Here is a 22,853-nt window from a genome sequence, read left to right on the forward strand (position 1 = left end):
GTTCCTGCTGTTGTCGTCAGAATGCAAACGCATCACGGCTTACTGTCACCGTCATCGTGGAGTTGTTGCGAATCAGCGCCAGATCCACCTGGTTCCGGTTCGCCAGTTGGCGAGTCAAAGAAGACAGATCATTGTCCTGATTGACGGCAACACCGTCGACCGAGGTAATGATGTCGCCCGCCTGCAAACCAGCTGCTGTGAGCATGGCCGGATCGCTGTCTTCCCGGATCTGGAAGCCGCGGACAGTGCCATTGTCGCGATAGATTCGAATCTGTACACGTTCGGTCAGCGACGCGGCCGCAGACTCTTGCCTTTGCATTGAGGCCAGGCCAGAGTTGCCGGCACGGACGGCGGGCACACTGGCAGACGCCTGCGGCTCATACATCCACAGGGATTCCAGACGCCCATTGTTGTTCAGCACCACATAGCCGGGATGCACGCTTTCCAGCATCACGCCGGGCGTGGTGAATTGCAGCTCGTCACCGATAAAATAGATACGTTGCTGTTCACCGCTGGCAATAATCGCTGACGAATCTGCTGCCGCGCTGCCGGCAATCGAGCCCCGCAGGACCAGACTCAAGCGAGTACTGGCAGCCTGCCGCGATTCGCCGCCACTACTGTCCGGGGTATTGTTGCTACGACCGTTTTTGAGCCGGAAATTTGCCTGCAGGTACGCGACATCAACACCGCCAGCTTGCCGGGCTGTGCGCGCCACAGGTTGCGTGGCAGGCAACACTGAGCCGGCGGCGGCAGAGGATTGCTGAGAATTGAATAACCAGAAAAGTCGCGCCAGACTGTGACCCGCCCAGGCCAGCATCGCGATAATGATTATCGCGGTGAGACCCGGGCGCAACACAGAGGCAAAGCTCTGTCGAGTTTTAAGCAAGATCGTGTTCAGTATACTCTCCCAAATATGCTGATCGCGCCTGATTGAGCTGTACCGCGCCGTCGTGTTACGGCGCGGGTTTTACAGGTTCCATTGCAGATCCAGTCGCAGTCTGGCACCACTTTCCACGTCGATAATGCGGACGTCGTCGCGGTAGAACTCGCGATTCTCATTCAACAGGTTCTGCGCGCGCAGACGCAGCGTCAGACTGTCGGTGGGGAAGTACGAGTAGGTCAGATCCAGTGAGTGGAACGGATCTTCGAACGCATCAGGTGACGGTGAACGACCACCAAAAAATACGCGCTCACCGAACACGTTGTACAACAAGGATGCCGAGTGCTGGCCATTTTCCGAGTCATATCCCAACTGCGTATTCACAACGTATTCCGAGTGCCCGGTCAGGCGACGCTTCAGACTGGTCTGTGAACTGGCTTCGGTGAAGGTCAGCTCTGAATCGCTCAATACCAGGTTGCCACTGACAAAGAAACCGGCACCAATCACTTTCAGGCCTTCGAATTCAACACCGTAGATCTCGCCGCCTTCCGCATTTTCAAAACTGAGCAGACGTGCATCCTGTGGCCCCGGACGCTCGACACGCTCAATCGGATTGGCGATATCCTTGTAGAACAAAGACACGGTGAGGTTGTCACCATTATCAAAAAACAGCTCCGTACGCAGGTCGATGTGTTCGATATCGGAGAACTTCAGGTTCGGGTTACCGGCGACACGGTCGTTCAACTCAGGGTCGATGAACTGAATATTGGCGTATTCGCGCAGATCCGGGCGAACCACTGTCTTACCGTAACCCAGACGCACCTGGAAGTTTTCCGTACCCAGGAAACCGTCCTGCATGTAAGTCAGTGCCGCTGCCGGATAAAAATCATCATCGCGCACCGTGAAGGTCTGATCAGGCGACTGCATCTGCTCAATAATACCATTCAGGGAATTCCCGGTGTAATCCAGTAAATCCAGTGGCAACACACCACGATTGAAGTCTTCCCAGCGCACACCAACCGTCGCACGCCAGTTATCCATAAAGAAGGCATCAACAGAACCAAACGCGGCCGCCTTGGTTTCGGCGGCCAGATAACTCTCGGTGCCGAAGTTGGAACCCATATCCAGGAAGAAACCGTTATTCAGATCGGACAGATTGTTGTCGCTGAACACCTGTGCCGGGGCGCCATTGCGACCCAGCGCGCCCATCACGATATTGGCCGTATAACCCTGATAGTCACGGGATTTCCGGCTTCGGTTATAGCCGCCACTGATGGTACCGTCGGCAAAACCCAGATCGAAAGGCGCATCGACCTGATACCCCCAGCTTTCTACCTGGTCTTCCAGATTCAGGAAGCTGAACTGCGCTGACGCACCGGTATTAACCTGGGTTGCCAGCAAGGCGTCGGTGTTGGGGTCGCGCTGGTTGATTGACTGCACGGATGATGCATTGGGTACTTCGGTGCTGGCGCGGGCATCGGAGTAGTACCAGTTAACATCCAGACTGGTAATAAAATCGAACACCGCCGGAATTGTCAGGAAGTCCAGGTCATAACGTTCAAAGGTGTGTTCACCGGTGACCTGATTGACTTTGAGCTCGCGCTTTTCCAAGCGAGTGATATTGGTTTTGCGTTGACGGCCGTTGGCCTGCTGAAAGTCAGCGTTGTAACCCAATACGATGGAGGACTGATCTTCATCATCGCGCAGCAGATAACTGTTGGTGCCAATTTTGTGGCGATCCTGATAGTTGATGCTCAGGTTGACGGCAGCGGTTGTGCTCTCGTTAGTGAACGTGCGCTGGATATTTCTGAACGATTCATCAGGGTCAGTAAAATTCTGCTCAAACTGATCCGAATTGCGGCTGGATTCGCCAATGGAAACATTGGCCAATGCGCCAAATGACAGATCATTGTTAATGTCCCAGGCATTGCCAGCAGTAACCGAAATGTTGCGATCCGGGTCGAGGTCTGTTTCGCGGTCAATATCAATATTACGATTCAGGTCCAGCATCAGGTCGCGGTTAATCGCAACGCCTGCAGCCTGCTGCGCAGCCGTGGGTGTGCCCGACCCCGGAAATTCGAAACGGGTAATATTGGCAGGGCTGATATCGCCCTGATACTTGTTCAGTGCTTGCATGATTGATGACGGCAGGTCGCCCTGGTCACCCAGATTGGGCAGACCTTTGCCGGAGTTTTCGGTATTCCAGCCGGTGCCCACGCCGATATCAAAAACCAGCTCATCCGGCGTACCACGGGTACGGATGTTGACGTTGCCGCCACCAAAAGCTGCCGGCTGATCCGCCGAGTAGGCTTTGCTGATCTTGACCGACTCAAGAATCGACGCCGGGATGTAATCCAGCGGAATCACGTTACGACTCAGCTCCGGAGAGGGAATCTCCGCGCCGTTTAGTGTGGCGCTGGAGTAGCGCTCGCCCAGACCGCGCACGTAGATGAATTTGCCATCGACCAGCGTCAGACCGGTCACCCGACGCAGCGCCGAGGCGACATCGGAGTCACCGGCACGTGAGATCTGCTCAATGCCAACAACTTCGGCCGCAAACGGTTGCTCAATCCGCTCCATGACCAGCGACCGGGCCGCATCTCGCAATCGGCCGGTGACGACGATTTCGTCAATCTGGGGAGCTGCCTGCGCAGAACCGGCGTCCTGCGCCAGTGCCGATGGCGCCACTGCGAAGCCCGACACTGTCAGCGCGACTGCCAGCGCCAGTTCCCGTTTCTGCCAAACCATTTGTTTTTTCATGATCATAACCTGTAATTTTGTCAGCATCTTCAAGCCCGAACGGGGATAAGTCCGCAAACCGGCCTTATCCCCGTGAGTCTGCGTCCGGTAACCAGACGCAATCGGCGGTGTTACAGGCCGGTTGTCCAGCCTGACACCCAGTCGTCACCTTCTTTTACTGCACCGACAAAGTCGACAGCTTCGAAGAAGGAGCTGCTACCTGAACCGCCCAACGCCGGTGCAGAAGCTGCATCGAAGTTGTTGTTCAGGCGGGTCACATCAAACACATTGACGTTGATCGCAGTACCGTTGGCATCCGTCAGGTTTGCTGCGGTGACGTAAGCGGTCGGGTTGGCCGGGCTCAAACCCTGGATCACGTTCGCCGGCAAATTGGCAGGCGCATCTACCACAGCGTTACCGCCGTTGACCCACCAGCTACGAACGTCAAAACCGCTGGCTTTCAGCGCTTCAGTACAGGCGACCACGTTGCCGCTGGCGACCGAGATGCCGGAGTTGATGCCGGAAATGGTCTGTGCGCTGTCAATTTCCATACACTCGTTGCTGGCCATGCCGTCTGCACTGGATGTGATGATGGAGTTGTACATTTCAAAGTACGTGCCTTCACGATACAGAGGGCCTTCCGCATCACCCTTGGAGCTGGGAGCAGTACCGTTATTGGTGTCCACATTGGAGGTGATGCAGGTCATGTTTGACACGCGCCCCTTGGTGAACGGCGCAATATCGTCAGGGCGGCTGTCACCGGTGTTATCAGCCTCGATGCAGCGGTTGCCGCCTGAGGTATGAATGAACAGGCCAAACTGCATATCGCCCGCCCAACCTTCTGAGTAATCGAAAGCGTCATCGCCAACGTTAACACCGACGATGTACTTCAGGTCCACTGCGCCACCGAACATTTCGAAACCGTCGTCCAGTGTGGTGTAAGTCTGTACGTATTCAACGGTTGTGCCTGAGCCAACAGCGTTAAAGGTCAAGCCGTTCACTTCGTCGCCATCAACCACTTCAAAACCGGCGTGACGAATCTGCACATAACGCAACACACCGGAGTTCTCGGCATTGTTATTGCCACCGTAGGTGTTGGGCTTGCCTTCAGCTGCCACGTGACAGTTGTGCGGGTTGCTGGAAGTTGACTGACGATCAGCATCGGTACACTTGTTGGTAAGACCATTGCCGTTGATCTGTATGCCACCCCACAGACCACGGTCGGCCTCGGTAGCCTGACCATCGCGCAGGTCGGCGACGGCACTGAAAATAATGGGACGCTCACGTGTGCCTTCCGCAATGATGCGAGCACCACGCGTAACCACAACGTAATCCTGAGAACTGAAGAATGCGAGCTCGGCGCCAGCGCCAATAGTCAACGTGGGGCCTTCGCCGTCCTGCGGGATACGCACGCCCTGGGCAGCGGAGTTCTCGTTAACATCGCGACCAACAAACAGACTGTCTTCAAAAATGTGCAGGCCATCATCAGGCAGGTCGTTGATGACCAGATCAGAGGTCAGCGGACGCGTGTCAGCAACAAATGTAGAAGAATAGGTACAATTGGTGCCGTCGTAGCTGCCCTGCAGAGTCTGGCCGGATGCTGTATAGCTGGCACAGGGGTTGGTTGTACCGCTGTTGTCACCACCCTGGTTGGTGGTATTGTTGGAGTTCGTCACAGTCGTTGAGGGTGCCAGTGTCACACCGCCGCCGTCACAGGCGGTCACTGCCGCTGCCAGCAGGCTGATGCTGAAAATAGTCTTGATGTTCATGTTCACAATCGCTCCTTTTTATGGTCCTGCACCAGAAATTGGTCTTGGCAATCGAGTCGCTGTCGAGTCGAAAACTGAGCGGTTCAATCAACCTGGGACAGACAAATTCGATGCCCAGGCAACCGCGGTGCGATATTGTTGATCAGCAATCGTGTCAGAATCGTGACAAGCAAAGGCAGTCAAAATATTTTTGGCATTTTTTGAAAATGTTATATTTCAATGCTTTACAGATATCACGAAATACGCGACCGCTAACCGGATTACGGAAAAAGGAGTAAAATCATGATTTTGAGACAGCTCTATGACGCAGTGTCGTCGACCTACACATATTTGCTGGCAGACGAAAAAACCCGCGAAGCCATACTGATAGATCCGGTCTTTGAACAATCACAACGTGATCTGGCGCTGCTCCAGGAGCTCGACCTGACATTGAAAATCGTGGCCGACACTCACGCGCATGCCGATCACATCACTGCCGCCTGGCTGCTGAAACAGAAGACCGGGTGCCGGATCGCATCCTCGGTTGTCATCAGTGCGCAACATGTCGATATCCCGCTGCGCCACGGCGATCGTTTTGGCGTCAGCGACATCACTCTGGAAGTGCGGGCCACGCCCGGTCATACTGATGGCTGCAACACATATGTGCTGGCTGACCACAGTATGGCGTTCACCGGCGACACCCTGCTTATCCGCGGCTGCGGGCGCAGTGACTTTCAACAGGGCGACCCGGCGAAACTGTATCACTCCATCACTGAACAGATTTTCAGCTTGCCTGACAGCTGCGCGATCTACCCGGCTCATGACTACAACGGCCGCACCCGTTCATCGGTTGCGGAAGAAAAAGCCTTTAATCCGCGCGTCGGTGGCGGAGCCAACGAAAAAGACTTTGTGCATTACATGCAGGCCATGCAATTACCGCATCCAAAAAAGATCGACGAGGCCCTGCCCGCCAATATGCGCAGTGGTATGCCAGAAGACGGTAAATTGCCCGACGAGCCTGACTGGGCCGACATACGCATCACCTTCGCTGGTATTGCCGAAGTTGAACCGGAATGGGTGATACAGAACCAACCCTCAGTCACCATCCTTGATGTTCGCGAAGTCGATGAACAGGATGAACCGCTCAACGGCGTTAACAATGCCATGTCCATACCCTTGAGTGAACTGCGCCAGCGCGTTACCGAGGTACCACAAGACCGGCCCGTAGTGACTCTGTGTCGCTCCGGCAAACGTTCGTCACTCGCCGTGGGCATCCTCAAGGACGCAGGTCATGAGCGGGTGGCAAACATACACGGCGGTGTTCTGCACTGGCAAAATAGCTGACATTTTCGGTCCATTCAGCAGGCGTTAATTCGGAGCATCGTAGGCTGTCCCTGACAATCGAATAACCGGGCTCTCCGGCGACAGACTCAGAGGGACAATGACATGAAAATAAAACACCTGCGCAACTTACTGGCGGCACTCGTGCTGGCGGCTGGCAGCAACATGGCAGCGGCTGACGCCGGCTCAGTCAGCAGTGCCTGTGCATCGCTGGAATTTATGGCAAAGATGTTGGCGGTGAACACCACGCTGCCTGCCAACTATGACAACCCCCGACAACTGACCGACATGCAGTCGGCCATGCAAGAGCTGAACCGACTGGCCTGCCAACCCGTGCTGTTGACTGAAACTACCCGCTTCAGCAGCCGCTACGGCAATGGCCAGTTTGTGTCTGCAGACCTGTATGACTCCGCCTGGTATTACCCCAATGGGCAGCTGTTTGTCGCGCGGCCGGGACGTGATACACCCATCTACTACCCTAACGGGCAGGTCATGGCGTTCCGCTGGGCGCGGGGCGGCCAGACGCTGTATTGGCCCAATGGCAACCCAGCCACCTTCAGCTTCCGCACGATCAACGAGGCCTGGTATTACCCGGACGGTCACATCATCACTTACCTGGCCGGCGCCCGCGATGAACGCTGGTTTTACCCGTTCGCCCGCCTCGACGGTCAGGTCGGCCAGGAGCTGATTTCATCCCACTGGGGCGTCGACGGCGAAACCTTCCAGGCCATCAACTACACCAACGACGGCTGGATGTTCATGCGGCTCGAGCGTATTCGCGACAAGCTGGTGCTGTCAGACGCCGAATTGCTCGACGTGCCTGGTGTCTTGCTGATGCTGACGCGCTTTTATCAGGTGCCGGACGCTGCCAAACAATTCATGCCCGGCGACAGCAGTATTACCGATGCGCCATGGTAACAAACGTCACCCCTATTGACGGCTGTTATCCGTCGCACTGGCCGGCACCAATTTCCTGCACGGTTATTGCGGCCGGTGCATCGGCAGACGATTTATAGAACGTCAACTTCTGGTTGATAAATACCGGGCACTCTTCGTCATCGTGACTGATATATATTATGTGTGTCCTGCCCCTTTTTGCTATCAGATCCAGCATGGCAAGCAGCTTTCCCCGATGATGGTCATCAAGCCCGACACTGGCTTCGTCCAGTACCAGAACCCACGGTTGCTTGACCATGGCGCGGGCAAGCAGCACCAGCCGTTGTTCGCCGAATGACAGTTCGTGGTAATACGCGCGCGCGAGCTCACCGAGACCCAGGGTTTTCAGCCAGGCCTGCGCAGTTGATGCCTCAGCGGCACCGCTGTCATCGTATAACCCCTGTGAGTCGAAAAAACCGCTGACCACCACATCCAGCGCTCGCCAGCCCTTGATGTACCTGTTGTGCAATTCATTGGACACAACACCAAACCGTGCCTTGATCTGCCACACGGTTTCCCCGGTACCGCGCAGCCGGCCAAACAGATATACGGGTTGACCATATGCTTTGTGGTTATCGCCATCGATCAGCCCCAGCAGCGTCGACTTGCCACTGCCATTGGGGCCTGCAATCAAAACATGCTGCCCGGCCTTCATTTCCCAGTGCAGATTGCTGAATACCGGTTTGTCGCCATACGCAGCGCTGACACCGCGCAAGGAAATCAGACTTTGTCCGGGCGCCGCCAGCGCCTGTTCGTAACCCACACACGGCGCCGGTAACTCTGCTGGCAGTTGCGCGACATCGGACATCCACGACGTGCCCGGAGCTTTGGTGTCAGCGCTACGCGCAAAGACTTCGTCGCGCATGCCAACAGCAGTCACCACCAGATCATGCATCAGTGCCAGATGAGTGATGCCGGGTAGCACATCCCGACGACGACGGCTCAATTGCAAAGTGCAGTTGTCGGCTGACATCCAGCACTCAATGGCCTCGCGAATTCGATTGGCGCTGATGCGGTCGATACTCTCTAGCGGATTATCCAGGATCAGTAGTTTCGGGCGCCGGTACAGGGCACGGGCGAGTAAGGCACGCCGGACCTGCCCTGAAGACAGAAAACGAATACCCTGGTTCCTGATAGCGGCAATATCCAGTAGCGTCAGAACGGAGTTGAGCCGGTCAGTGTCCAAAGGGTCAATGCCGGCCGAACAGATAAGGGCGCTGACCGTTGTTCCTGCATCCGTGGCAGAGGTGCTGAACTCACTGACATCGTGCCGGTCGTCGTGCTGCCACCAGCGCTTCTGTTCGGCAAAGGATACTTCGCAAATGTCAGCACGCGGATCAAAACCATCGGCAAATGTTGGCTGACCGCTACCACAGAGCCGGCCACTGAGCAGAGCAGCCAGCATCGACTTGCCGGCACCGTTGCCGCCGAACACACACCAGTGCTGACCGGGAAAGAGCGCGAGTGCATCGACACGCAATACGTTGCGCGCCGAGATTCGATACCGGGCGTTATTCAGTTCGATCAGGGGGGTCGACATCGCTGTTGATATCACAGAACTCTCAGGGTCGGTTACCCAGGGCGCGTTGCATGACCTCGTACTGCACTGACATCAGATGGCCGACAGAGCGCCTCCAGTATTCCGAATTGTGTCTGCCGTGAGCCTGCATATAATCGAACGGGATATCATTGAGTAACAGAATCTGCATGAATTCCAGCGCCGCATTGATCAGGCCGTCATCAATACCACTGTCCAGATAAATATGTGGCAACTGGCTCTTGGGAACTTCATAGATGATATGGAAAGGATCATAGGCTTGCGCCTGCGCGACAGTTGCAAAATCAGTGCCCTGAGGATTGCGATCATCCTGACTGCTGAATCCCGGAATATCGATGATCTGCGAGATGAAGGCGTCAGCACGTGCCAGTTCCGGTGAGTCCCGGACGCTGCGCGCTACCGGTGCCGGCTGGCCCTCGGCGATGGCCGTGGCCCGGTCCCTGGCATGTGCCAGCGCACCGCTGGTACTCGCCATGGAGACAAACAGGTCGGGATGTCGCAGACCCAGCATTATCGCGCCATAGCCCCCCATGGACAGGCCGGCAACGGCCCGGCCTTCCCGGCGGGCCAGGGTGCGAAAATTGCTGTCAACATGACCAATCACATCGCGCACGATATGATCTTCCCAGTTGTTGCGCTGATTTCCCTCGCTGCTGGCATAGTTGATATACCAGCTATTGCCGGCATCCGGCATTACCACAATCAGATCAGAGAAGTTACGGGCATAAAACGCTGCGCCGAGATTGCGGCCCCACACGGTATAGTTCTGCATGTAACCGTGCAGCAGATAAATGACCGGGTAACGTTCATCGGATTCGTCGTAGCCGGGCGGCAACACGATATCGAACTTCATTTGCCGCGAAACAGCCGGGCTGAAAAAAGACACCGTTTGCAAACCGGCAGGCAATGCCGGTGCTGCTGGTGATGGCTCCGCTGCCGGCTGGGCCGACAACGCGGGCGTCGCCAGTGCCAGCACAATCCACAGGCAACGGGTCAGTAAATGTACAGCAATCAGTCTGTGGCTCATGGCGGATCCAGCTTGCTAAAGTGGTATGGGGCCGGTCGAAAAACGTTCACGATCGGCATCGGTGGCGTCTTCACGGCATTCCCCGCGCACCGAAAATCCGCTAAGGGTCTGCTCGCGGTAAAGTTCGAAAAAGCCTTCCCGGCAATACGCCGTGCGTTCCATGATCAGTGTCAGGCGCTGCTCAATGTTGCGCTCACCCATCAGCAATTCATCGCCTGCGCGACCACGCGGGCGAGCGGGCGTCGCGGTGTCAGTGTTTTGTTCCGGCCGCAGATAGTCGCGCTGCAGGACAAAAAACTTGGTTCCTTCCTCTGTTATCTCGGGTATCAGGCGCTCACTGGCCGGCGGGGCGACATAGCTGGACATGCCGCCGCATGCCGTCAACGCTGTGGCCAGCATCACTGATAAGGCAAATTGCCGTGTTCGCATAGCTTCCTCGCAATCGAAATGCCGACCCGATAGTCGTGACGACAATGGGAAACTCTAAAGTCACCGACGCCTAAAGGCAAGCGCCAAGCGCCTGACAGTGTCAGGCAGGCGGTCTGAACTGGACTCAGCGGGCGCACACTGACATCATTGACACACGGCTGTCAGCACACATGGAGTCACATCACATTGACACACAATAACAAACGGGATGAAACGGCCCCTCTGCCATTTGGCAGCCATAGCCCTGCCCCCGTGTTAAACCGGTTGCTCGCTGTGTGTCATCGTGACCATGGCCCGCGTAGCAGTCGGCTGTTGGCACCGGTGCTGCGCAAGGTCATGACCCGACTGACACCATTGCCTGTTGATATCTGTGTCGGTGGATTAAATCTACGCTGTCAGTTCAATGACAACTATTCAGAGAAAAAATTCGTGTTTACCCCATGGCGCTACGATCTGCCGGAGCGCAGATTACTGCGCGAAAACCTGCCGGCAGACGGCGTGTTTCTCGACATCGGTGCCAACATCGGGCTTTACACATTAACAGCGATGCAGGTCATTGGTGCAGGCGGGCGCATCCTGGCGTTCGAACCCAACCCGGCGACACGCCAGCGTCTGCTGTTTAACATTGCGGCCAACTCATCGAAAGTCAACGCGCCAGCACCCAATGTGCTGGAGATCGGCATTGCTGACCGCGAAAGCCAGTTTGTGCTGCAACTGGACAGCAGCAACCTCGGCGCCAGCAGCATAAGCGATAACAATCGCTCGCGCCTGGGTCACGACGACCCACGCCGGACCGATGTCATCATCCATTGCCGCCCCCTGCTGAGCGTCTTGCAGGAGCAGCAGATCAGCCACATCGACGTCCTCAAAATTGACATCGAAGGTGCCGAGGACAAGGCCATGGGCCCATACCTGCGCGAGGCGCCGGATGCGCTACTGGCCAGACTTGTGATCATCGAAAATTCGCCGCACCTGTGGCAGGAGGATATTTTTGCCCTGCTGCAACAGCGCGGTTACCAGCGTATACTGCACAACCGCATGAATTCCGTGTTTGAACGACAGCCCGGCGCCACGGCGCAGGGACTCAGAACTACACCCCGTGCACAAAGAGCCATGTCATGAAACTGTCTGTCATTGTTACCACTTATAACGCCCCGGCATGGCTGGAGAAAGTCCTTTGGGGCTACAGCGTGCAGGAGCACACTGATTTTGAACTGATAATCGGTGACGACGGCTCTGGACCCGAGACCAGGACATTGCTCGACAGGCTTCGCGTTGAAACCGGCCTCGATATTAAACACGTATGGCAGGAAGATGACGGCTTCCGCAAATGCGCCATCCTGAACAAAGCGATTGCTTGCGCAACCGGTGACTATCTGGTTTTTTCCGATGGTGATTGTATTCCGAGACGCGACTTCCTTGCGGTTCATGCCCGCGAGGCGGAGCCGGGCCGATACCTGTCCGGGGGTTATCATAAGTTGCCGATGTCCACCAGCACCGACATAAGCCACGACGATGTGTTAAGCGGTCGCTGTTTTGAGCTGTCATGGCTGAAGCAGCATGGACTACCATCAAGCTACAAGAACAGCAAACTGACGGCAGGGCCGGTGCTGGCCAGGTGGTTCAATCGACTGACGCCGACGCGTTGCAATTTCAAGGGTTCTAATGGCTCGGCCTGGCGCCAGGATGTTCTGGCCATCAACGGTTTTGACGAACGTATGGCATGGGGTGGTCTGGACCGGGAATTCGGTGTCCGCCTGATCAATCTGGGCATCAAACCCAAACATGTACGCTACAACGCGATTGTGATTCACCTTGATCACAAACGGGGCTACAAGGACCCGGCGACGGTGAAAGCGAATAAGGCACTGCGACTGGAGAACGCAAAAAAAGGCGTTTACTGGACCGATTTCGGCATTGCCAGGAGTAAGCCCGGGAACGTGCAGTAGACTGTTGCTACAGACATGTCATGACCATCAGGGTAAGCCTTACACACCGACAACGAGTCGCGCAGCACAAGATCCAGCACTGATTCCCGGGCCTCAGGGGACTATCGACTGGGCAACCAGAGACTTGAACAGTGCCGACAAATTATAGGCGCCCGAGGGTTGTATCTGCAGCATCAACACCGCCACGGTCCCTGTTTCGGGGTCGGCCCAGGAAAACGTACCCAAGGAGCCGTTCCAGCCAAACTCTCCGTTGTTGCGCGCGAACCCACTCTCTGCGGCGTCAATGACAACACTGAAACCGTAGCCCCAGCCCAGATCGCGCATGGGACGCTGGGGATTGAGCGCGATTGGCAGCACCTCGGCAGGAAGCTGGTTTGAGGTCATCAGGGCAACCCCGGGCTCGCTGAGTACGCGCTGTCCGTCCAGCTCGCCACCATTCATGAAGGCCTGCAAAAAGCGCAGGTAGTCCGGCACCGTGCTGACCAGGCCCGCAGCACCTTCCATCAAAGGAGGATCCTGCGTGATGGGTATCTCCATATCAGGCTCCCGCTGCATGCCTTGCGGGCCCAGGCGATACACACCAACCGCCTGGTCTATTTTGCCCTCAGGTACAAAAAAGCCGGTATCACCCATGTCAAGCGGCGACAGTATTGCTGTTTGCAGGTAGTCATCCAGTGGCAGTCCGGACACAATCTCCACGACCCGCCCGAGCACCGTCGTCGAGATACTGTAGTTCCAGACCGCGCCCGGATCAGCGATCAAGGGCACCTGCGCTACCTTGTCGGTCAACTGCACTAATGTATCCGCGCGCGAACGCACCTCACGGTCGACATACAGAGCGCTGTTGCGATGACTCAGGCCGCCAGTGTGTAACAACAGATCCGCGATCGTAATGCGCCGGGATGCCGGCCGGGCAGACCCATCAGGGTCGGCGGGATTTTCCAGCACCAACATATCCGTGAATGCGGGGATATAATGTGACACCGGGTCATCGAGCCGCAACTGACCCTGTTCTATCAGTTGCATAACCGCCAGTGACACGATGGGTTTGCTCATGGACCGGATCTGGAATATGGCATCGGCGCGCATGGGGACCTGTTGTTCCACATCCTGCCAGCCCAGACTTTCCAGGTACACAATACGGCCATGGCGGGCGATACCGGCTACCAGGCCCGGGATGTGACCGGCATCAACGTAGTGTTGCAAAGTTTCGGTAATCAGCGCCAGTCGCGCAGGTGAAAATCCAAGTGCATCAGGCTCTGCCCTCGGCAGTGCTGCTGTCACGCCAACCATTCCGGCGGCGATCATGAACGTACTCAGGCAAGTCCGTAAAAGAGACATTTTCATGGCGTTGTTTGCTTTGTAGTTAGACAGGCGTTTGTTGTACACCAGCACCCTGCCTGACACAAGCGCTTTGCCCCTGCCGTGGCTTATGCCAAAGCAAAAAAAAGGGGAAGCATTTCTGCCTCCCCTTTTTTTCCGGAGTCGCTACCCCGGGATGCAAATCAGCAATTTACTGAGCCGCACTTACCAGGTTGCTGTCTGCCGGCGCGTTCTCGGTGACCGCATAACGGCTCTGGTCTACCAGCTTGTAGTAAACCTGACCGAAGAACATTTCGTCCCAGCTCTGGTCGCCCCATGGCACGTCACGAGACGCATCCGGGTTGGCCTTGTTCTGCTCGGAATTGTCGAAGGCACCGGTTGCAACTACGCGGGTTCCGGCAGGCACCAGCATCGGCTCTTCCAGCTTGTACTCCATCTGCCAGTTGTAGTTGTAATTGGCGATGTTGATCAGCGGCTTTACCGTACCATCGGGCAAGTGAGCGTCGAAGCGCATGTACTTGCCGCGGAAATGCATGTGCGGCAGGAAGCTGTGCAGGTATGCATCTTCCGGAATTTCGATCTGGGCCTGCATCTCGAAGTTGGGATCATACGCCGGAATCGTGGTCCAGGTAGGCGTGAAGATACACGCACACTCACCGGTCATACGCTCTTCCGGAATTTCATCCTCGTCGTAGAACCAGACACCAATACGGCTGGCATCCTCGGTCTCGCGGCCCGTTGTGGTGTAGTGAAGCTGGATGGCGATGGTAGAACCATCCTGCAGCAAACCACCGGTGTTGGGTTCTTCGGTATAGGGCGCCGCGCCCGGGATATAAGGCGTGATGTATGCCAGGTTTGGATCCGGCGTACCGACAAAACCGCTACCACTGGGGCGCTCACCCGGTGCAAACAGAGCGTTCAGGGTATGGTGCAGTACGGTACGGTCGCCCGGCATGTACTGACTGGCCTTGACATAACGATCCTTGCCATCAGGCAGGTTGATCGGAATGAATTCATAGCGGTAATCCAGTACCCCCGTTGCAGGAACTGACTGCTTGGGCACCTCAATGACATAGTCAGGCTCGCCGAACGCCCACTCTGTGGGTGGCCACTCAATCATGGCCAGCGGATCTGTGCTGCCATCTTTCTTTGAACCGGCAGCGATCCAGTCCAGCACCTTGCGCTGATCTTCGAAAGGAACCACATAGCTGTTGCGGAATTCATTGATGTGAGGGTCGATCTGACCCGGCGGCATGCGCTTGGTCATCAGAACTTCACGAATCATTGGCGACCAGCCTTGCAGCATGGCATGGCTGTTCAATGCGAACGGCGCAATGCCGCCTTCACGGTGACAGCTGGCACAGTTTTCAGCAATGATAGGTGCCACGTCTTTCTCGTAAGATACCGCTGTGATGTCGCGCTCAGGGTACTCGACCTCGGTGCCCCGGGCAGCCACATATTGGGTAGCAACAGATTCACCGGCTGCCACACTGGCAACGGCATCGGCGAATGCCTGACCGACTGCACCGCGGTAAACCACACGGAAAGACTTGGGATCATAAACCACGGCTTCGCCAATGTGTTCGATGCCAATTGACTCGGACACAGCCTGCACATCATCAATCAGCACAGGAATATCAGTGCCCAATGCGGCCACGTCGGCAGACACGGCTGCGCGATCTTCACCCAGCGGGTTGATCATCATGAACACCAGACCCTGATCTTCGTAGCGGGCCTTAAGTTCGCTGAATGACGCCAGCGCATCACGGGTTTCCTGAGCGCCGTTGCCCTGAACCAGGAAAACGACAGCTTTATTGTTGTCATACCAGGCCATGTGGTGAAAATAACCTTCGTGGTCCAGCAGCGCGAAATCGCCCACACGCTCATCGGCAGCGTGGCTTGCGCCCGCGCCAACGGCCAGCGACAGTGCAGTCAGTGCTGCACAGGCCGTGGTCTTGCCTTTGTTCTGAAACCAACTGATCATCGTATCCTCCAACAATTAAATATTTTTGCCTTGAACTTACAATTTGCCCTGGCCGTCTAATTCGCCTTCAATTGTCTGACCTGCAAGACTGAATCAAGCCAAAAATGAGCCCGTTCATGTTTCGAATCGTATCACTGTGGGAAACAAAGTCAAACGCTATCAGACAGATACCCGGGCGCTGCGACAGAATGTCGAATGTGTGCGACAACTCGTTGCGGAGCGGGCTGGCGGAACACTGCCCGGGCAGTTCAGGTGAGCAGAGCAGCCAGGGCATTGCGCAGACTTTTGCGAAATTCCTCTTCGCTATGAAATCCGCACAAAAAGCCCTGTAGCAGGTGGTAATACAGGGCAAACGTGCTCCAGGCCATGGTGCCGGTGAACACTTCCTTTTGCAGACGCCCGTCACGGCGCGCGCGTTCAATGAGCTTCATCAACTTGGCATACGTGCTGTTCATGATCTGGTCGATATCCTGACGACGTTGCTCGGTTGTTGAAAAGGATAACTCCTTCAACACCATGCGCGACAAGGCCTGGTCTTTCAGGTGATAGTTGATATGGCCGTCGAAAAAGGCCATCAACTGATCAATAAGTGGCTCGCCGGGCGCTATGGCAGCATAGGATTCGTCAATCATGACCAGAATATCGTCCTTGAACACCAGGACCAGCAGATCTTCCTTGCTCTTGGCGTACAGGTAAAGGGTTCCCAGTCCGACGTCTGCCTCAACCGCAATGTCCTGAATGGTTGTGGTGGTAAACCCCTTGTTGATGAACAACTGACGTGCAGCAGCGACAATTCGCTGCAAACGGATCAACTTTTTGCGCTCTCTGAGTCCCATGGACGCCAGATCCGGCTCATCACTTATCTGATTTTTTCGTGCTGTGTTTTCACCGGTCATGCTGATTGTAACCCTGCCTGGATTTAAATTGCTGTCAGATGGCCGCGACATCCGCCCAACATCACAAAATGACAACGCGCTGTCAAATATCGGCAGTCCATGGGCATGCCGGCTGTCATTCAACACTAAAGATTAACACAGTCGGATATGGCACAATAGCGCAAATTTTCCCCAAAGGTAGCATCCATGACTGAGACTCAGGCATCTAATACCAGCGTACAGGCAATCCTGCAGCAGGACCGGATACCGGTCACCGTCTTCACGTTGTCATGGTGTTCGTATTGTCACGCCGTCAAGAGCTTGCTGGACAGCCTTCGCATCCCCCATCAGACCATTGAGCTGGACAGTGGCATTTACATTGAGACCCGGCTACACCAGCAAATGCGCGCCGAATTACGCCAACTCAGTGGCAGCCAGACCCTGCCCCAGGTATTCGTCGGCCAGGAAAATATCGGCGGTTACACGGAAACGCAGGCGGCTGCGCGTGCCGGTGTGCTACAAAAACTGCTGGCAAACAAGGGCATTGAGATTTCGACACCCTGAGTGACGGAGGATGGATACCATGGCGGAAGCCCTGTTTAGTGGCCTGCACCTGCTTGGCGCCCTTGGCATGGCCGCCGGCCTGGTTATCGCAACTCTGGCTGCCGGTAGCCTGGCAGCAGACAGCCAGCAACATGAATCTGCCTATCGGACGTTCCGGAAGATATACGGGTATACCGGCCTGGCAGTCATTGTCACCATCGGCGCCGGCCTGATGTTATGGCTGGCGGTCGGCAAACCGGCCGCATTTTTCAGCAACAACCCGGTTTTTCATGCCAAGCTGGCTCTGGTCGCCACACTGCTGGCAACGGCGGTCTACCCGGCCTGGTTTTTGTGCCGGGCACAAGGACAACAACCGGTCCCCCAGGCAGTGCTCCGCATGCAGAAAAGCACGCTGCCGCTGTTGCTTGTGGTGCCTGTGCTGGCCTATCTGGCGGCACGCGGCATCGGCTACTGACAGCTTCGTGAGGCACGGATTCAGCCCAGTAGCTTTTGCAGCCAGGCAGATATGTCCCGTATTTCCTCCAGACAGACACTGTGCTGCATCGGATAGCTGCTGTATTGCGGTTGAAATCCAAATGCCTCCAGCACGCTAACGCTGTTTTTACCCAGCGCTTCATTGACCACGGGATCCGCCGTACCATGACAGATACGGATCGGCAACTTTCGGTTGGCGTCATTAATCCGGACGCTGTCCGCTGTAGGAAAATAACTCGACAGCGATAGCAGGCCTGCCAACGGGTGCGGACAGCTCAGCCCTGCCTCAAGTACAACCGCACCGCCCTGTGAGAAGCCCGCTAACACGATCCGACGGCTGTCGATGCCGTTGGCCATCTGTTGAGTGACGAACTCGTGCACTGCGGTGGCTGAGGCACGCAGCTGCTTTTCATCTACCCGACGCTGAACGTCCATTTCGACGATGTCGTACCAGGCAGGCATGACATAACCCTGATTGATGGTCACCGGTATCGATGGCGCGTGCGGAAAAATAAAACGTACGGACAAATCCGCCGGCAAATGCAGCTCCGGCACCAGACCGGCAAAATCGTTACCGTCGGCGCCCAGCCCGTGCAGCCAGATAACCGCAGCGTCAGCGGTTTTTCCCGGATTGCTTTCCCGGACAATGGCAGGTAAAAGTGACATAAACATCCCCAGTTGTGTGATTGACCCGGCGCACTGACCGGAAATATACGTGCAGGGATTATAGGGGACTGCGCATCAGTGATCGACTATAATCAGGCCCATGAAATCAATTCGTGACACCAGCAACGGACTTATGACGACACTACTTCGAAGTGTGATGGCAGCAGCGCTGCTCTATTGCGCCAGCAGCCATGCGCTCGATCCGCAGGCCTTGCGCGAGGACCTGAGTGGCAGCGATCGCGATATCGCCGATCGCATGCGCGACGACGCCCGCAAACCGGTCGACGTCCTGACCTTTCTGGAGCTGCAGGAAGGCATGACGGTGCTCGAGGTTTATGCTGCCGGTGGTTATTACACCTTTGTCCTGTCTCGCGCCGTCGGCGACAATGGCACTGTTTACGCACAAAATTCGCCACGTGCATTGCGCTATGACGAGGATCGTACCGATATCACTCAGGGCGATGCGTTAGCAGGCAAGATAGAACAAGGCAGGCTGACCAATGTGATCCGGGTTGATCGGGCGATTCAGGACACGGAACTGCCTGACGCCTCCGTGGACTTCATTCTGGTGTCCCAGATACTGCATGACTATTACAATGGCAGCCCCGCCAGGGCGCACGGCCTGCTGGTCGAGCTGCACAGATTGCTCAAACCCGGCGGCATCGTGGGCATCATTGACCACACTGGCGCCGAGGGCAACGACAACCGGCGCCTGCACCGCATGCTGAAGACACAGGCAATCGAGGCGGTTACCCGCGCCGGTTTTATTGTCGAAGCGGAAAGCGACCTGTTGGCAAACCCCGATGACAACCCCCGCCGCTCGATTTTCGACCCCTTGCTGAATCGCGGTACCGATCAGTTTCTATTGCGTCTGCGCAAACCCGGAGTCCAGTAACCATGGAAGATGTAATCGAACTGTTGCGCGAACGCAACGAAACTATACCCGTGCCGCTGGAACTGCCGGATGAAGACTTGCTGGTTGAAATCGAAGAGCAGGTCCTGATGTCGCTGCCGGATGATTTTCGCGACTACCTGCTTGAAGTCAGTGACGTGGTATTTGGCAGCCTGGAACCGGTGACAGTTACTGACCCGCGATCACACACCTTTTTGCCTGAAGTAGCGGCGCAGGCCTGGAACGATGGCATGCCACGCTACCTGTTACCCGTTTGCCAGCTCGGCGATGGCTATTACTGTACTAATAACGAGGGCGAAGTTCGTTTCTGGAATGGTCATAAACTGGGCAAGGACCCGCAAGGGACCAAGTCCTGGCCCAGTATCTGGCACTGGGCGCGCGAGGTCTGGCTACAGGAATAACGCCGGCTTACTTCAGCAACGCCGACAGGCGCGCGTCCGCACCCAGGACACGGACAATTCGTCCATTCTGATCAATGATGGGAACGGATACCGTAAAGCAGAAGTCATCCGTTGCTGCCGATCGATAAACGTCAGAGACATAAGGCTGCTTGCTGCGCATCACGGCACTGAACCAGGCACGCCCGGCCCAGTCCTTGCCCCTGGCCGAGTCCGAGCCCCGCCCCTCGACATCAGCGGCAAATATATTCTCACTGACCTGTTTGCCGTCTGCCCCCACCAGGTACATCAGTTCGAAATGCGTGTGCTTTACCAGTGCCTGTTGCATCAAGTTCTCTGCCACTGGCAAATCGGCATTCAGTAAGGCCCGGTCGGTCGCCAGCCGGGTGATGTCAAGGCAGGCCTGATTGTGCACGTTCAGGCGAAAACCGCCCAGGCTCTCCAGCAGACGATCGCTTTCCCGGTGCACCGCGTGGCCACGCTCACCGACTTCCGCCGCCTTGCTCTTCATGTCCGCAGCGACTGTCGATACCGTGTGAACATCGTGATTGACCGTCGACATCGCCTTGCCCATCTGCTCTGTGCTGGCGGCGATTCCGTGCACTTTCTGGTCAAGGTCGTCCATGGCCTGACGCACGCCACTGAGCTCTCCGCGCATATGCCGGACGCTGCCGGCGCCTTCGCTGACGACGGCCTGCATTTGCTGCCCGGCAACTGCCAGGCCTGACACTTCCGCTTTGAAAGACTCAATGATGGTTGCAACCTGACTGGTCGCCTCCGTGGTGTTATTGGCCAGCGCCCTGACTTCTTCCGCCACCACTGCAAAACCCCGACCATGCTCACCGGCCCGGGCCGCCTCGATGGCGGCATTTAGCGCCAGCAAATTGGTTTGTCTGGAGATATTGGAAATGGCAGATATAACCCGCACCACCTCATCCAGTTGTGTTTGCAGACTGCCAATAACCTGAGTCAGGTGCTGTTCAGTGGTGCTTACCTGATTGATGCTGTTTTCAGCCTGTGCACTATCACGCTCGCAATTGCGCACTGCGTCCGCGACAGAGGCTGACAATCGCGCCACATCCGTTGTTGCGGGAATCAATTCGGCTTCAATGGCCGTGGTGACCTGCTCGCTGCTGCTGGCAATGGCTTCGGACGACTGTGCCAGTTGCGAACCGGTCTGCATGGTCTGATGGGCAATCGCTGACAAGGCGGGTGCCTGGGCAGCGATACCAACAGCCGCGGCGACTCCGCCCTGTATGCGTTCATGTAAGGTTTTCTGCAGCAACGTGAGTGATCGACCGGCGGCATCATCGCCACTGCGCTCAACCGTCAGATCCAGATCTTCCGCCAGCGCAGCAAGCGCATCTGCCATGATGTGACGCTTGCGCGCAGAGTTGAGCAACTTCATACCGTCTCCGTCCTAAATCCATTTATGCAAATATCGACTCCGTTAGCCGATGGCCCTGGTCCCCATTGTTACACATAGATCTAGCAAACAAAGTGCCATCTCTCTTTCTACCCGGTAAATGTATCGGCAGCGACTGCGGAGGTCTTTAATGCCGTCCGATATAGAGATCAATGTCGCCCGAAAGCACCAGAAAAGTGCAACGAATCCCATGGCCGCCCTTGCAGGTGGCAGTATCAGCGCCAATGAATGATGGAATTGGCATAGTAATGGATGAGACGTTCGAAGGCGGGATTGATGCGGTACACGTCGTTCTCCTCCAACAGGATATGACGATGGCGCAGATTGTCGAGCGCAGCCGCTATCGTTTTCTGCCTGGGCTTCTGCTCATCCCGTATCGCAGCCCCCGATGTAATCATGTCATCGATGATTTCATCGCACCCGGCAATGATATCCAGCGAACGCAATCCTTCTCCTTTGTGCTGTGCAAACACTGTGGCAATAACCGGCACCGGTAACACAGGTATGACGTAACGCACCGCTTCCATCAGATGTTCCGCTAATGCCGTCACTGCCGGAATTCGGTCGCGTTGCGGCATGGCGGCAAACAACAACCGATGCTTTTCGCAATACTTGCGCATATCAATCGGGATACCAAAATTAACGCCAGCGTAGCCATAACGCTGCCAACGGCTCCGCGAATCGGAGAATATATTAACACGCAGGAATCGTAGCACCCTGATCAAGGTCTGCCATCTGGTAGAACGACGGCTTTTGTCGTCCCAGTGCATGAGATTCTTGTCCTCTATGACACGATCGTAGTTGATACCCACCGGGATAAAGGTGATGTTCCGGTGTTTGCGGTGGTCATGGTGTCGCAGCATGTAATCCAGAAAACCTATTTTGGGCTCTGCCACATTGCCGTCACGGCTCAGGCCGCCTTCCAGAAATACCGCCTGACATACACCGGACTGTGTTGCCAGCTGGACATAGCGCCCCAGAACCTTCCGATACAAAGGGTTTTGGGAGCCACGTCGCACAAAAAACGCACCCATCGCCCGAATCACCGATTCCAGCGGAAAAACCCGTGCCCATTCACCCACTGCATAAGACAGGGTGACCTGCTCTGCAGCCAGATAACAGATCAGGATATAATCCATATTGCTGCGATGGTTCATGACAAAAACCACCGTGGAATCCTTGTCCAGTGTTTCCAGAACTTCCTGATCAACGGCCGACACCCGAATCCGGTAGAGGAACCGCGAAATTCGTTTTGCCAGCCAGTAACCTAGCTGGTAATACACATAGGCATTAAACGATGGCACTATTTCGCGGGCGTAGCGTTTGACATCAAGCAGCAATGCTTCCCGCGGCACATTGGTTTCCCGCGCCTGGCTGTCAATCAATGCCAGCACCTGCGGATCGAATACCAGTTTGTCTATCAGTTCCTGCCGTTTGGTTTGCTGAAATGGCTTGATCTTGATACTCAAACTGGTATTGAGCCGCTCTACTGCGCGATTGAGGCGTCGCCGGACAAACCAGCGTACGCCGGGGTACAGAATGCTGACAACAATGGCGTAGACTACTGCTGCCCACAGCAGCAGGTAGAGCCAGGTCGGCAAGCTGACATTGTCGTCCAGCATA

General features: G+C 56.0%; 20 protein-coding genes. 8 read left to right on the forward strand and 12 right to left on the reverse strand.

Translation table 11 applies throughout. The annotated features are described in order from the left end of the window. Positions 1–16: 16 nt before the first annotated feature. The 3 genes from ENH71_RS15785 to ENH71_RS15795 form a co-directional block, all read right to left on the reverse strand. On the reverse strand, positions 17–886 hold the full coding sequence (locus tag ENH71_RS15785; RefSeq protein WP_294135378.1) for a type II secretion system protein N: 870 nt from the start codon (positions 884–886) through the stop codon (positions 17–19). Positions 887–967: 81 nt separating this feature from the next. After that, positions 968–3,640, reverse strand: coding sequence for a TonB-dependent receptor domain-containing protein (locus tag ENH71_RS15790; protein ID WP_294135376.1), 2,673 nt, complete (start codon positions 3,638–3,640; stop codon positions 968–970). Positions 3,641–3,750: 110 nt separating this feature from the next. After that, a complete protein-coding gene (locus ENH71_RS15795; protein ID WP_294135374.1) occupies positions 3,751–5,388 on the reverse strand; it encodes a beta-helix domain-containing protein in 1,638 nt (545 codons plus the stop codon). A gap of 282 nt (positions 5,389–5,670) precedes the next feature. Between ENH71_RS15795 and ENH71_RS15800 the strand changes: the two genes are divergently transcribed. Both ENH71_RS15800 and ENH71_RS15805 read left to right on the forward strand, forming a co-directional pair. After that, positions 5,671–6,711 (forward strand): MBL fold metallo-hydrolase, encoded by a 1,041-nt coding sequence (locus ENH71_RS15800; protein WP_294135372.1) that lies wholly within the window; start codon positions 5,671–5,673, stop codon positions 6,709–6,711. A 102-nt stretch (positions 6,712–6,813) separates the two neighbouring features. Beyond that, complete coding sequence (locus ENH71_RS15805) at positions 6,814–7,626, forward strand: toxin-antitoxin system YwqK family antitoxin (protein WP_294135370.1); 813 nt, start codon at positions 6,814–6,816, stop codon at positions 7,624–7,626. A gap of 25 nt (positions 7,627–7,651) precedes the next feature. Here ENH71_RS15805 and ENH71_RS15810 read toward each other — a convergent pair whose 3' ends face one another. The 3 genes from ENH71_RS15810 to ENH71_RS15820 are packed head-to-tail and all read right to left on the reverse strand — an operon-like array spanning position 7,652 to position 10,658. Beyond that, positions 7,652–9,199, reverse strand: coding sequence for an ATP-binding cassette domain-containing protein (locus tag ENH71_RS15810; protein WP_294135369.1), 1,548 nt, complete (start codon positions 9,197–9,199; stop codon positions 7,652–7,654). A gap of 7 nt (positions 9,200–9,206) precedes the next feature. Further along, the gene (locus tag ENH71_RS15815) at positions 9,207–10,229 is read right to left on the reverse strand and encodes an alpha/beta hydrolase (RefSeq protein WP_294135367.1); all 1,023 of its coding nucleotides are present in this window, start codon (positions 10,227–10,229) and stop codon (positions 9,207–9,209) included. 15 nt (positions 10,230–10,244) lie between these two features. Next, positions 10,245–10,658, reverse strand: a complete 414-nt coding sequence (locus ENH71_RS15820) for a hypothetical protein (protein WP_294135365.1) — start codon at positions 10,656–10,658, stop codon at positions 10,245–10,247. Between the two features lie 186 nt (positions 10,659–10,844). On the opposite strand from ENH71_RS15820, the gene ENH71_RS15825 reads away from it, so the two are divergent. Both ENH71_RS15825 and ENH71_RS15830 read left to right on the forward strand, forming a co-directional pair. After that, complete coding sequence (locus ENH71_RS15825; protein WP_294135363.1) at positions 10,845–11,780, forward strand: FkbM family methyltransferase; 936 nt, start codon at positions 10,845–10,847, stop codon at positions 11,778–11,780. After that, positions 11,777–12,607: a glycosyltransferase family 2 protein gene (locus tag ENH71_RS15830; RefSeq protein WP_294135361.1), complete on the forward strand. Its 831-nt coding sequence runs from the start codon at positions 11,777–11,779 to the stop codon at positions 12,605–12,607. The genes ENH71_RS15825 and ENH71_RS15830 overlap by 4 nt, the downstream gene beginning before the upstream one ends. A 93-nt stretch (positions 12,608–12,700) precedes the next feature. On the opposite strand, the gene ENH71_RS15835 is transcribed toward ENH71_RS15830, so the two are convergent. From ENH71_RS15835 to ENH71_RS15845, 3 genes are all read right to left on the reverse strand, one after another. Then, positions 12,701–13,891 (reverse strand): serine hydrolase domain-containing protein, encoded by a 1,191-nt coding sequence (locus ENH71_RS15835; protein ID WP_294135359.1) that lies wholly within the window; start codon positions 13,889–13,891, stop codon positions 12,701–12,703. Positions 13,892–14,120: 229 nt separating this feature from the next. Next, complete coding sequence (locus tag ENH71_RS15840) at positions 14,121–15,914, reverse strand: thioredoxin domain-containing protein (protein ID WP_294135357.1); 1,794 nt, start codon at positions 15,912–15,914, stop codon at positions 14,121–14,123. Between the two features lie 248 nt (positions 15,915–16,162). Next, positions 16,163–16,810 carry a TetR/AcrR family transcriptional regulator gene (locus ENH71_RS15845; protein WP_294135355.1) on the reverse strand — a complete coding sequence of 216 codons (648 nt, stop codon included), beginning with the start codon at positions 16,808–16,810 and terminating at the stop codon, positions 16,163–16,165. A 186-nt stretch (positions 16,811–16,996) separates the two neighbouring features. Here ENH71_RS15845 and ENH71_RS15850 point away from each other — a divergent pair, with 186 nt between their 5' ends. Both ENH71_RS15850 and ENH71_RS15855 read left to right on the forward strand, forming a co-directional pair. Continuing rightward, positions 16,997–17,353 (forward strand): glutaredoxin, encoded by a 357-nt coding sequence (locus ENH71_RS15850; RefSeq protein ID WP_294135353.1) that lies wholly within the window; start codon positions 16,997–16,999, stop codon positions 17,351–17,353. 10 nt (positions 17,354–17,363) lie between these two features. Further along, positions 17,364–17,807 (forward strand): DUF2214 family protein, encoded by a 444-nt coding sequence (locus tag ENH71_RS15855; RefSeq protein ID WP_294137929.1) that lies wholly within the window; start codon positions 17,364–17,366, stop codon positions 17,805–17,807. Between the two features lie 20 nt (positions 17,808–17,827). Here the strand turns inward: ENH71_RS15855 and ENH71_RS15860 are convergent, their stop codons facing one another. After that, positions 17,828–18,493 carry an alpha/beta hydrolase gene (locus ENH71_RS15860; RefSeq protein ID WP_294131681.1) on the reverse strand — a complete coding sequence of 222 codons (666 nt, stop codon included), beginning with the start codon at positions 18,491–18,493 and terminating at the stop codon, positions 17,828–17,830. A gap of 133 nt (positions 18,494–18,626) precedes the next feature. Between ENH71_RS15860 and ENH71_RS15865 the strand changes: the two genes are divergently transcribed. Together ENH71_RS15865 and ENH71_RS15870 are read left to right on the forward strand one after the other, a co-directional pair. Beyond that, positions 18,627–19,388 carry a class I SAM-dependent methyltransferase gene (locus ENH71_RS15865; protein WP_294131683.1) on the forward strand — a complete coding sequence of 254 codons (762 nt, stop codon included), beginning with the start codon at positions 18,627–18,629 and terminating at the stop codon, positions 19,386–19,388. A gap of 2 nt (positions 19,389–19,390) precedes the next feature. Then, the gene (locus ENH71_RS15870) at positions 19,391–19,807 is read left to right on the forward strand and encodes an SMI1/KNR4 family protein (RefSeq protein ID WP_294131685.1); all 417 of its coding nucleotides are present in this window, start codon (positions 19,391–19,393) and stop codon (positions 19,805–19,807) included. 7 nt (positions 19,808–19,814) lie between these two features. On the opposite strand, the gene ENH71_RS15875 is transcribed toward ENH71_RS15870, so the two are convergent. Next, positions 19,815–21,212, reverse strand: a complete 1,398-nt coding sequence (locus tag ENH71_RS15875; protein ID WP_294131687.1) for a methyl-accepting chemotaxis protein — start codon at positions 21,210–21,212, stop codon at positions 19,815–19,817. Between the two features lie 233 nt (positions 21,213–21,445). Beyond that, a complete protein-coding gene (locus ENH71_RS15880; RefSeq protein ID WP_294131688.1) occupies positions 21,446–22,852 on the reverse strand; it encodes a 1-acyl-sn-glycerol-3-phosphate acyltransferase in 1,407 nt (468 codons plus the stop codon). Between the last annotated feature and the right edge of the window lies 1 nt (position 22,853).

The sequence above is a fragment of the Pseudohongiella sp. genome (assembly GCF_011050365.1).
In the GTDB taxonomy this organism is placed as follows: Bacteria; Pseudomonadota; Gammaproteobacteria; order Pseudomonadales; family Pseudohongiellaceae; genus Pseudohongiella.